Raw genomic sequence first — 11,892 nt, forward strand, 5'->3', positions numbered from 1 at the left:
ACAGGTACTCCAATAAGCTTTGATTCCGAACATGATTTTGATCTGGCTCTAACAACATCCTGTATGAACGGATGGCTTTATGAGTTTTTTGGCACAATGACAAATTGGCTGGAAGAAAAAGGCCTTCCCGAAGACAAGGCCCGTAACATTATTCTACACAACATAAGAGGCGCAACCGCCTACGCCCTGCAAAAAGAAGATCAAAAACTCACCACCATCACCAATGAAATTGCCACAGAAGGGACATTTACTCTTGAAGGGTTAAATCTTCTAAAGAAGGAACAGGGGTTTACCGCCTGGGATCATGCTCTGGAACATGTGCATAAAAAGCTTGGGGAATAGACATCATTCTATACGATCTAATCCTGATGAATTAGATCAGACGAGTTGGTCCAAACGATTTAGCTCAGTATTTTTAAGGTCAAAATTTCCTGAATGAGAGGTGAGCCTATCTCTACGCGAAACTTACCATTTCCTATATCAGACAGTAGAACGATGGACACACGTTGCTAAAGGCTGGCTGGGTATGGTGTTGGGTATAATACTTCCTCTTATTATAGAATTATGAGTTTATTCTATAATAAGACTTATACCAATCGACAAAATGACCAATACCCTCTTCAATAGTCGTCGAAGGCTGATACCCGGTAATTTCAGTAAGCTCACTAACATCTGCCCATGTGGCCGGAACATCGCCATCTTGCATTGGAAGCATATTGTATTGGGCTTTTTTTCCCAATTTATCTTCTAATATTTCAATATACCGCATAAGCTTTTCGCACCGAGTATTACCAATGTTTACAACTCGATAGGGAGCGACACCACTCGTACTTGGGTTTGGATTATTGCTATCCCAACACGGATCGAGGCCTGGGGGAACATCAGCCAAGCGCCTTATACCTTCGGCAATATCTTTAACGTACGTAAAGTCACGCTGCATATTACCCTTGTTGAAAACATTGATTGGTTTTCCGGCTATAATATCCCGTGTAAACATAAAGAGCGCCATATCAGGACGCCCCCATGGGCCATATACAGTAAAAAAACGCATTCCAGTACTTGGAATGTTAAATAGATGCGAATACGCATGCGCCATCATCTCATTGGATTTCTTCGTCGCAGCATAAAGTGTCATTGGATGCTCGGCACTCTCTGAGACTTTAAAAGGCATACTGGTATTAGCCCCATAAGCTGAACTAGTCGAAGCGTAGACTAGATGCTCAACAGGGTAATGCCTGCATGCCTCTAGAATATTTAAAAACCCATCAACATTTGAATGTAAATAGGCCCTTGGATTTTCCAGACTGTAACGTACCCCAGCCTGCGCCGCCAAATTCACACAAATATCAGGTCGATGGTCTTTAAACACCTGTTCAACTGCAGGCCAGTCGGCCAGATCAATACGTTTTTCAATAAAATTTTCAAACTTAAAAAGGTTGGATAAACGAGCTTCTTTTAGAGAAACATCATAATAATCACTAACAATATCAACCCCAATTACCTCATGGCCTTGTGACAACAGAAACTCTGCAAGATGAAACCCTATAAAACCTGCAGTACCAGTAATTACGTAGGTCTTTTTGCTCATTATCACATCCGATTATTAGAGAGAAACCTCAAGTTCGTGGATTTTCTAGCACTCTTACAAACCAAGAGACAAGCCGTACATATCTACACACATAAATAATATACTGATTGCATAATATGTTTGATTGTCAGTTCACCGAAAACCTCAACCTTTAGGTACTTCGATGATCCTCCTTATAAATATGTCTGTTCTTTCCGCTATTTTGGACCAAGCGTATTTGCGATGGACAAGCGCACGACCTCGGTTGCCCATTTGCATAGCGACTTTAGGATCATCGTGCAGCTTTGAAACTGCCTTCACAATATCTGTCACGGCCCCCTGAGGAACGAGAATGCCACAATCCCCCTCTTGAATGACATCTGCTTGTCCATCCATCTCACTGACTACCGCAGGAACCCCACAAGAAAGCGTTTCGAATAGTTTAAGAGGATAAGCGCCATAAAGTCCTCTTTGATCAATGTTCTCAGTTAAAGCAAAACCGATCTGCGCATTGGCTATAAGATAGGGAATTTCATTATAAGCAACACGTCCAATGTACCGAATATGCTCATACCTCTTAGCATATTTCTCGACAGAACCACGCATAGCGCCATCCCCAGCCAGAAGAAGATTCAATCCTTTTGGCCAATTAGATGACGATGCAGCTTCAAGAATTGCCTGAATTCCTTGCCATCGGGCAAATGTTCCAAAAAAAACGGCATAGGGCTGTGTAATTTCACTCTCAAATGACAGCCTCCTAGGTTGCAATTCAGATAATTTCAAAAACTCCGAAATATTTGCGCCGTTAGTGATTACCTCATATGAAACGTGTTCATCCTTATCAACTAACTTGGCGCGACAGTACCTCTGCAAGCCAGGGGTTACAGAGATTATCCCTTTCGCCCGTTTCAACTGCCCGGTCATCATCCAATCAAAAAGACCGCGAAAGCGGCGAACGAATGGCCATGCGATGTAAAGATCTTCGTAGGGCCCATTAACCTCTACAATGGACGGTACTGAGCGCAAAGATGCAATCAAAGCAATGACAAATCCCGCAAAGTGCATTCTCGCATAGTAAACATCGGGCTTTTCAGTGAAAAGTACCCGCCACCAAAGATTGAAGAGCGAAAATATACGTGCCGTAATACTCGGCAGCCCTTTTCCCCGATATTGAGGCGTCATGAGTGTGACGTTCCACCCGGAGCGTTCCAGCCCCTCGACCACTTCGCAAACATGCGTGTATGAGGCATGCCCCTCGCGCAGAGGTTCAAAAGAAACATAAACCAGAGAATTAGATGTATTTAATCCGGTCATCACGTTCTAAACACTCTTCTCAAAATCAAGATCGTGTGCCTCTGCCCACTGTGCAACATTGATCCAACGCCAAACTGCGCGTGGGAATCCATTGCCGGAACGCTTTACCTCCTCCCAAGAACGGGTGGCCTGTGCCACATCAAGAAAGGGTAAAGCGCGAAAACTATCACTATTGATACGCCCTTCTACCCAGCCACTTAATTCTTTAAACCAGGCTTGTTCTGGGGTCTGAAAGCCAATTTTATCTTTTCGATCAAGAATTTCGTCCGGTACTATCCCACGCATGGCTGCCCTGAAGAGCGCTTTATCTTCACCGTCAGGAGAAATCAAATACTCTTCCGGTAAACTCTGTACAAAACCGACAATCTCTGGAGACAAGAACGGCACGCGACTTTCCAGGGAATGAGCCATGGAATTGCGGTCTTCATAGCGTAAAAGTCCCGGAAGATTGAGAGATGTGAAATCCAAGTCCAGAGCGCTATCCAATGACGACGCAAGACCTGTCGTTTTTCCATAGTCAGCCGAAATTCCCATCTTCTCGAACCACTGCCAGTCGATCGCAGCATTCACACCACCCTGCGCGTGCTTTTGATAAATCATTTGCCCAGCAAAATCAGGCGCCAATCGCGTTAGAGTACGTAAGAGAAGATTAGACAGGGAGAGGCGACCGTTATGCCTGAGATAACCAATCAGACTACAGGCTCTACCCCATTCTCCTTTCTGGATAAACCCAGCAAGCGCCGCGGTATAATAAGGCGTATAGCCTCCGAGTATTTCATCAGCTCCCTGACCATCTAAAACGACTTTCAATCCGTCGTTATGCACAGCCTCAAAGACGCGATACTGCGCAAACAGACTCGTGCTTCCAATAGGCTCGTCCTGAAAACGCATAAGCCTTTCTAGATTTTGCACCACGTCATTGGAAGAAAGCAGTACTTTCTTATAGTTTGCACCAACCTTATTGATAACCAGATCGGCATAAGCCTCCTCATCACAGCTCTCACCACGAGCAGCATAAGTAAAGGTTCTAAGATCAAGCTGTTCGCCGCCAACTAAGCGCATTGCAGCTACAATCGCACTGGAATCCACGCCACCTGACAGCAGAGCCCCATATCCGACATCACTTCGCATATGCAACTCGACAGAACGAAGGAAACGTTCTTTGAGCTCCTGCGAAGCTTCTACGAACCCGATCTCTTTTCTGTTCAACCGGGCTTGCTTTGGTGCCAAGAATGATGAGATTTCTGGTGCCAAGGAACGTCCCAGAGAAATCTTCAAACAATGTCCAGGCGGTAAAGACTTAATACCAGAAAAGAAAGATCTCTCATTGTGATTAACCAAGCCCAGAGCCAAATAATCTCGCAAGGAAAAGAGATCTGGTTGAAGTTTCAACTCAGGGAAAGCTGACAGCGCCTTAATCTCAGAAGCAAAAACCAACCCCTTTTCAGTGGTGGCATAAAAAAGCGGCTTAATACCGTAAAAGTCACGAGCCAACATTAAAGTTTGGTCAACCCTATCTATAAGACAGAAGGCAAACATACCAATCAGCTTTGCAAAAGCCTTACTCCCCCATTCAATCAAGGCGTAGAGAAGCACCTCAGTATCCGATTGACTAGCGAAAGAATAACCAAGATTTTCAAGTTCTGACCGTAGCTCAATATAGTTGTAAATTTCACCATTTTGCACAATGACATAACGACCATCATGACTGACCATGGGCTGATGACCATGCTCAGAAGTATCAAGAATTGAGAGCCGGCGATGCATAAGGCCTATATCCACCCCCATTCTTTCGGAACTCAACTTCTGTGCTGATTCTCCAACAGAATAACTTCCACCCTGTGACCAGAGGCAATACCCCGTGTTATCGGGGCCTCTATGACTCAAACGAGCAGAAAAAGCTTCAAGAACTTTAACGGCCTGTGCTGGGGAAAATTCTTTATGGGCAAAGCCCGCAATGCCACACATTTACTCTGCTTTTCTTTCAACCAGCTTGTGATAGAACTCTTCAACCCGACGCGCTTCATTATTAAAATTGGCACAACTCCAGACTGTCTCGTGCCCTGCTTTAGCCATATCAGCCGTGCCTTCTTGATCTTGCAGCAGATGACAAACAGCGTCAGTAATTTTTTCAGCATCAAGATCGCAGAACCAGGCTGATTCACCATGCTTAAAGAGCTCTTTATATCGCTCTAAATTACTCATAAGTACAGGTCGACCACAGGCCATGGATTCTAGAGTAGACTGAGGCATACCATCGGATGATGGAATAGCGATTATCAGATCAGCTGCACTATAAACACCCGCCATTTGTTCTCGTGGAACCCCTGATACAAAACGTACCCGTGACTGGAGTTTTAGTTCTTGAACTCGCCCCCGAACTTTTTGCCCATAAACTTCATTCTCTCCCATTGTAGAAAGAACCAGAACTGTTTGAGAATGTTCTTTTAGTATCGCAGGCAAGGCTTCAACTAAAAGATGCTGGTTATAAAGAGATTGTAACATGCGTGGACAATAGAGAACTTTCTGACCTTCTTCGACTCCCCATTCTTCTCTGACTTTAGACCTTCCCTCTTCGGAGAATGAAAAAATCTCAGGCTCTACCCCCCAATAAACAATTTTTATTTTCTCTTTGGAAACCCCCATCTCCATTAGACGATTTGCTAAACTGTGAGACTTCGCCGTAACCAAATCTGCCCGACGAAGCGAAAATCCAGTCAACCAGCGCCCTAAATGTCCCTGAGTCCCTTGCTCATCAAAGAGTACATCGCCCCCCATTACAGTCACAACAAAAGGACATTTTCTCATAAGAGCCACAATCCACGTTCCATACTCCGCCGCATAGTGAGCATGAAAAAGATCCGCATCACTTCGCACCAGTATCCAGTAAGTTGTCAGCAGACTTTTTACCTTACCAACAACCCCTCTTCCAAAAGAGGTATAGCTGACTTTTAGAGAATTATCTGCGGGCCCGGACGTTGGGCTGATTAGATGTACAGAATGACCTAGTTGATCAAAAACTCTGGCTCGCGCTAAAACATGCGGGCTGCTCGCAGCTCCCATAATACAGAGTTTTAGAGGTAGAGATCTGGGCGCAAGTTCGTGGGTTTTAGTCATTCAACCACTTATGCCTCCAGGACTGGTACATCAAAACGGTCCAAAGCTGGACCTCATGATTTTGTTTTCCAGCAAGATGCCTTTCCCAAACTGCACGTATTGGTGCCGCATCAAGCAGCCCATCAGCCTCCAAAGCTTCTGGTCGCAGAAGCTCTTCGCACCAATCCCGAAGCTCTCCCTTCAACCAGTTCCCAATAGGAATACCAAACCCCATTTTGGGACGCTCAAAAAGCTCGCGCGGTACATAACGTGCAAGAACTTCTCGAAGAGCCCATTTTCCCTGACCATTTCGGACACGCATATGGCGGGGAAGTCGGAAAGCAAACTCGGCAACACGGTGATCGAGAAGAGGTACACGGGCCTCAAGACTAACAGCCATACTCGCCCGGTCAACCTTGGTCAGAATATCATCAGGAAGATAGGTCTTTCCATCGAGAACCTGCATGCGCTCCATAAAGGGTGCAACATCATCAGCAAGGCTCTTATCCCACAGAATGTTTTGCAACTCCTCTGCCCCGGATACCATTGCATTCGGATTATCCCAGACCGTCACAAGCCGTCTGAAGAGAGCTGCCTCGTCCTCAATAGCCAGAATATCCGCAACCTTATGCGCTTTAAGCCCCAATTGAGGCACGCGTGCTTTGGCGGGGAGATATCGGGAGAGTTGATCCCAGCGGTCTGCAGAGAGTTGACGTATTGACCGGGTTCCGAGCTTCCTCAAAAACGGGGGTATCCCCCCTCGGCGACGGTTGATCAAGTCTCCCCAAAAATAACGATTGTATCCTGTAAAGAGTTCATCCCCACCATCACCAGAAAGGCTGACCGTCACCTTTTGACGTGCTAGTTGAGATACAAGAAAAGTAGGGATTTGCGAAGAGTCAGCAAAAGGTTCATCATAATAATCAGGAAGCTTGGGAATAACATTCAATGCATCCTGTGGAGAGATATAGAGCTCAGTATGATCCGTCCCAAGATGCCTGGCAATCGCCTTTGCATGCTCGGCTTCATTATACCCCTCGGTCTCCATACCTATGGAAAAGGTCTGGACCGGTCTCGCACTCTGCGCCTGCATCAGAGATACAACAGTAGAGGAATCAATACCTCCGGACAAAAATGCCCCCAAAGGAACATCAGCAATCATTCTGCTCCCGACGGCATCTCTCAACAACTCATCCAGTTGGTCAAGCACATCTATTTCATTATCCGAGAACGGATCACGCAATCCAGCCTGGGCAACTTTACGAAGATCCCAATAACAGTGTATCCGAGGGCGACGGCCCTGCTCCAACACCAAAATATTTCCAGGTTCAAGTTTTTGAACCCCCCTGAATATCGCAAGAGGAGCCGGAATATAGTTGAGACGCAAGTAAGAGCTTAACGCGTCAGGGTTAATTTCACCCTTCCAGTCCGGATGCTGTTTAAAGATCTTGAGTTCTGAGCCGAATAAGAAAAGATCGCCCTGTGTCCCCCAATAAAGAGGCTTAACTCCTAGACGATCCCGCGCCAATGTTAGTCGCCGATCCCTTTGATCCCACAAAGCAATAGCGAACATACCAATCATGCGGGCAACCGTTTTCTCAAGCCCCCAATGTACACAAGCTTCAAGGATTACCTCTGTGTCTGAATGCCCTCGAAACGCCGGACAGGCTCCCCCCATTTCGCGTTGTAGTTCTGAACGAATTTTTTCGGCGTTATAAATCTCACCGTTATAGACCAAAACATAACGCCCACAAGCTGAAAGCATTGGCTGACGCCCTGCGGGGGAAAGGTCTATGATGGAGAGGCGAGCGTGAGACAAACCGATACCGGCTTCAGCTGAAGTCCATTGAACTTGGGCATCAGGACCACGGCGGTACATGCTCTGAGCCATAGCACCAGCGATTTCGCCGAGTTGTTTTTCAGTTTTACCGGGTCGATCCCAAAAACCAGCTATTCCACACACAGTTCAATTATCCTTAAAACCATAACCGCTGATTTACTCACTTTTAATTCAGTAGCAAAAAGAAGTAAGAACCGAAAAACTCAACGCATAAGAAATCTATCGGCACAGGCGTGAGAAAACCACTCCCAAATACAATTTTGTTTTCGCTTATTATCACTCGGGGCTTTTAGCAGAAGCCACAACGCCATTAGGGCCAAGACGCACATTAACATCTTTCAACCCTTCCTCTTCATGCCAGCGTGTATAGGTTTTCGGACTCTGAGGAATATCAAAAGCGGGCGATAACATATCAAAAGTATCGAGATATGCCCACTCCTTCAATGTTGCATCATCTGCATGTGGCATTTGTTTGGAGTAATCCGCAATCAACAATCGCCAATTCAAGGCTTCACCGATCTTGGGGATGCGCCGGATTAACTTAGCCAAGGGCCACATAAAATTTATGTAAGCCACACAACGATCATAAAGTTTTTTTGATTCCATGTTGCGCGTAAAGGGACGTACCCAATAACGTGTATTCAGATAATACCGTTTTATTGTTTTCAGATAGATATCGGTTGCCAGTTTCGCTCCCGGCTTCATCATACGGACCAATGACTTAAAAGAGGTTTCTGGATCGGGAGTATGCTGAAGCACTCCAAAACAGAAGACTTTATCAAAAAATGCCTTTTCAAAAGGCATTTCATAAATATTCCCTTGAACCAACAGCAGGTTAGGATGCTGCCCGTTGGATGCATAGTTTGGCTCGACCGCCTGTGAGTAATCAAAAGAAACAACCATAGCCCCGGTTTTCAAGAGATGCTCTGTAAAACGGCCAGAACCAGAACCTGCTTCCAATAAAACCTGCCCGCTTAAATCACGCTCCCAACCGGATACCTCAAAAATCCGTTCTTCAGACATCTTATGGCCTGCATCATCGTCATACTGGGTACGAGAATGTAGCTTCCATTCAAAACCAAAGTTCTCCGAATAGTTATCTGAGTCAACAAAACGAGGTATAAAGTCGACGATAGGATAAGTCTCTCCGCTGGGGGAGGTCAAAGTTCCGGATTTTACCTTATCATTTTCAAGGCATTCATCCTGAAGACACAATGTCTGACCAGTCTTAGGACAGCGGAGATATTTGAGGTGATTGGGGTGCATCTACTCAGTACTTTCAGATATAACTTCGTTCAAATAGCTCTGTAGCAGCTTTCCTACGCAATCAACATGAAACCGAGATCGAACATCATCATTAACCATCCTCCTCGACTGACCTCCCTCACGAAGTTCAGTTAGGAAAATTCGAAGTTCATGAACGATTTTCTGTACATTATTAGGCTCACAAAATCGTCCCCCATATTCACGCACCAATGTTCGCGTAGTTCCTGGGGATGATAGAGCCAAAATTGGCTTTCCGATACCAATATAGTCAATCAGCTTACTTGGTAGGAAAATATTTTCATTCGAAGGGGCATCAATTACTAACAAAGCATCGGCACTCTGCATAAGCTTAAGAGATGCGAGATAACTCACTGGGGGGAAAAGAGCGATAACCCTAGAAGAAAGACCTAATTTTTCAAGGGCTATACGAAACTCGGCATCAATAGGCCCAATAAATTCAAAGCTAATTTCGTTAATCAGTTCAGGCATTTCTTGCAAGAGACTAGCGATTGCTTCAAAGAACGCTATTGGGCTCCTCTTCCCATAAAGTGCTCCAATATGACGGACAACAATCCTCTCCATATTTTCATCGATATGCGTTCGCTCAGCGCGTCCTCCACCCTCTCGCATATTAGGATCAAAGGCGTGAGGGAGTACTCTCATCTTTGAACGAATGTGATGCGGATAATTATCAGCTATGTGCGCGCGCGTTTCCTCGGACGTAAAAATCAAAAGATCTGCGTTATGAAAAACCTTTGCCTCCAGCTCCCTCTCTTTCGCCTTTTTTCTGTCATTTACACGGTCCAAGTAAGGATTATTTGCCCAAGGATCAGAAAAATGTGCAACCCAAGGAAGCTCCGGGTAAGATTTTTTCACCTCCAAGCCAACAAGGTGTGAGCTGTGGCTTTGAGAACAAGTCATGAAGACGTGAGCTTCAGAAACATCAAGAGATTTCAAATCTCTAACAGCATACTTGGTAACTAAAGCAAGCCAGTCAGGCAGCATAGGTAAACGCGTCAAGATACGTTTGGGAATTACTCGGACCCACCAAGGAAGAACAAGCCGCACGATACGATGAAAGTTTCGGTTCGCATAATTAGCCAACTCCTGATCATCTTCGCCCATTTGAAATGCAGTAAAGGTAACATCCCAACCCCTTAAACCAACAGTCCGCTTGGCAGAAACAATTGCTTCAGGAGCTCTTGAAGGCGGGAAATAATAACCAAAACAAAAGAGTTTACGATTAGACAAAGCTTCTCTCACACCAAACTTAGAGTTTGCTTTTAATGATAGCCGCAATCCGCTGGGCCGCCCGACCATCACCAAAGGGATTTATTGCGTGGACCATTTCTTTGTAGAGGCAGACATCGTCTAACAATGTAACGACTTCTCGCACAATAGTCTTCGTTTCAGTACCGACAAGCTTAGCAACTCCGGCTTCCATCGCCTCCATACGCTCGCTCTTCTCGCGCAAAACCAACAACGGGCGATCCAATGCCGGTGCCTCCTCTTGAATTCCTCCCGAATCACTCAAAATGAGGTACGAACGATCCATGAGATAGACAAAACTTTGATAGTCCAGAGGCTCACCGAGAAATATTCTATCCGTATGCTGACCAATAACCTCTTCAACCGCGGTCCTCACATTGGGATTGAGGTGAACTGGATAGAATATTTCTACATCTGATCGCTGCTCGCTGATTTCCACCAGTGCCCGGCAAATGCCGCGAATACCTTCTCCAAAGCTCTCGCGTCGATGCCCCGTAACAAGTATTAATTTCTTGTTTTGGTTAAGAAATGAAAATTTCTCATCAAGTTCTTTCGTAACTTCTGTGTTTGCTCGCAAATTGTTTCGCATCTGCAAAAGTGCATCGATTACCGTGTTTCCAGTTACATGAATCTTTTGCTCGTCGACATTTTCAGCTCTCAGCGCTGCTGCCGCTTTTTCAGTTGCAGCGTAACACTCAGAACTCACTAAGTCACAAAAACGTCGGTTCATTTCCTCTGGAAAAGGAGCAAGCAGATCCCCAGTTCGAAGGCCTGCCTCGACATGATCAACGGGAATTCCCATATGAAAGGCAGCTAGAGCCCCAGCAAAACAAGTCGTCGTATCTCCTTGAACAACGACACGGGCTGGCCACTCCTTCAAGAAGATATCATTCAACCCTTTTAACAAATCTGCACAGAGGCCATTCAGACTTTGATTGGCCCTCATAAGATTAAGATCGTAGTCAGGTTTAATTCCAAATAAATCTAAAACCTGATCCAGCATCTCTCTATGTTGGGCGGTACTAACAACCCGGACGGCATCTTCACCCAAAGCAGACTTCAGAGCCCATACAACAGGGGCCAACTTAATTGCTTCTGGCCGCGTACCAAAAATAACAAAAACCGCACTCATTTCATGTCAACCAGTTCGAGAAGCGCTTCATATGACGGTACATTAAAGGGAGCAAGACGTTTCATCACATCAAAAAATTCCGGCCAATCGTACACCTGAGAAGGGTCTGCATAAAGGTTGAGCAAATAAGGTTTTTTTTCTGACAAAAACCAATCCCCCAGGCGCTTGATCTGGTGAATATAATCAGGAGGGCCATACTTAAATGTCTTTGAATAACGGAAAGAATAACTGTCCAAAATTGTGAGCGGAAAGTCGTAGCCACCACCAACAGGAATTTCAGTCAACCCACTGACTTGATATAGTGCTTTGTTGTGAAGCGCCTTAACCGGAACTGTGGATGTCGAAAATTCGTAATTTTTTGTGTTCAGAACACGATAGAGATCCGCGAGTTCCTCTTCTTTTTGAAAC

General features: G+C 45.3%; 10 protein-coding genes. 1 reads left to right on the top strand and 9 read right to left on the bottom strand.

The features are described 5' to 3' along the window. A partial coding sequence (locus Q0241_RS18405; protein WP_299380485.1) for a pyrroline-5-carboxylate reductase dimerization domain-containing protein occupies positions 1–342 on the top strand: 342 nt, incomplete at its 5' end. A 220-nt stretch (positions 343–562) separates the two neighbouring features. Here Q0241_RS18405 and Q0241_RS18410 read toward each other — a convergent pair. The 9 genes from Q0241_RS18410 to Q0241_RS18450 form a co-directional block, all read right to left on the bottom strand. Beyond that, positions 563–1,588 carry an NAD-dependent epimerase gene (locus tag Q0241_RS18410; protein ID WP_299380487.1) on the bottom strand — a complete coding sequence of 342 codons (1,026 nt, stop codon included), beginning with the start codon at positions 1,586–1,588 and terminating at the stop codon, positions 563–565. Between the two features lie 144 nt (positions 1,589–1,732). Continuing rightward, positions 1,733–2,881, bottom strand: coding sequence for a glycosyltransferase family 4 protein (locus Q0241_RS18415; RefSeq protein WP_299380488.1), 1,149 nt, complete (start codon positions 2,879–2,881; stop codon positions 1,733–1,735). Between the two features lie 6 nt (positions 2,882–2,887). Beyond that, the gene (gene asnB / locus Q0241_RS18420) at positions 2,888–4,849 is read right to left on the bottom strand and encodes an asparagine synthase (glutamine-hydrolyzing) (protein ID WP_299380490.1); all 1,962 of its coding nucleotides are present in this window, start codon (positions 4,847–4,849) and stop codon (positions 2,888–2,890) included. Beyond that, positions 4,850–5,998, bottom strand: coding sequence for a glycosyltransferase (locus Q0241_RS18425; RefSeq protein ID WP_299380491.1), 1,149 nt, complete (start codon positions 5,996–5,998; stop codon positions 4,850–4,852). It lies immediately after the preceding gene. Next, complete coding sequence (gene asnB, locus Q0241_RS18430; protein ID WP_299380492.1) at positions 5,991–7,940, bottom strand: asparagine synthase (glutamine-hydrolyzing); 1,950 nt, start codon at positions 7,938–7,940, stop codon at positions 5,991–5,993. The genes Q0241_RS18425 and asnB (Q0241_RS18430) overlap by 8 nt, the downstream gene beginning before the upstream one ends. Before the next feature lie 153 nt (positions 7,941–8,093). Next, complete coding sequence (locus Q0241_RS18435; protein ID WP_299380493.1) at positions 8,094–9,083, bottom strand: methyltransferase domain-containing protein; 990 nt, start codon at positions 9,081–9,083, stop codon at positions 8,094–8,096. Next, entirely contained in the window at positions 9,084–10,334 is a 1,251-nt protein-coding gene (locus tag Q0241_RS18440) for a hypothetical protein (RefSeq protein WP_299380494.1), read from the bottom strand. Between the two features lie 19 nt (positions 10,335–10,353). Further along, on the bottom strand, positions 10,354–11,484 hold the full coding sequence (gene wecB / locus Q0241_RS18445; protein ID WP_299380495.1) for a non-hydrolyzing UDP-N-acetylglucosamine 2-epimerase: 1,131 nt from the start codon (positions 11,482–11,484) through the stop codon (positions 10,354–10,356). Beyond that, positions 11,481–11,892: hypothetical protein (locus tag Q0241_RS18450; protein ID WP_299380496.1), on the bottom strand; the 412-nt coding region annotated here is incomplete at its 5' end. The genes Q0241_RS18450 and wecB, both read right to left, overlap by 4 nt.

Source organism: uncultured Kiloniella sp. (assembly GCF_937128705.1).
In the GTDB taxonomy this organism is placed as follows: Bacteria; Pseudomonadota; Alphaproteobacteria; order Kiloniellales; family Kiloniellaceae; genus Kiloniella.

Excerpts from the sequence above, each read along its gene's own strand:
- Q0241_RS18410 (WP_299380487.1), bottom strand. The coding sequence starts at position 1,588 with ATGAGCAAAAAGACCTACGTAATTACTGGTACTGCAGGTTTTATAGGG.
- Q0241_RS18415 (WP_299380488.1), bottom strand. The coding sequence starts at position 2,881 with ATGACCGGATTAAATACATCTAATTCTCTGGTTTATGTTTCTTTTGAA.
- asnB (WP_299380490.1), bottom strand. The coding sequence starts at position 4,849 with ATGTGTGGCATTGCGGGCTTTGCCCATAAAGAATTTTCCCCAGCACAG.
- Q0241_RS18425 (WP_299380491.1), bottom strand. The coding sequence starts at position 5,998 with ATGACTAAAACCCACGAACTTGCGCCCAGATCTCTACCTCTAAAACTC.
- Q0241_RS18435 (WP_299380493.1), bottom strand. The coding sequence starts at position 9,083 with ATGCACCCCAATCACCTCAAATATCTCCGCTGTCCTAAGACTGGTCAG.
- wecB (WP_299380495.1), bottom strand. The coding sequence starts at position 11,484 with ATGAGTGCGGTTTTTGTTATTTTTGGTACGCGGCCAGAAGCAATTAAG.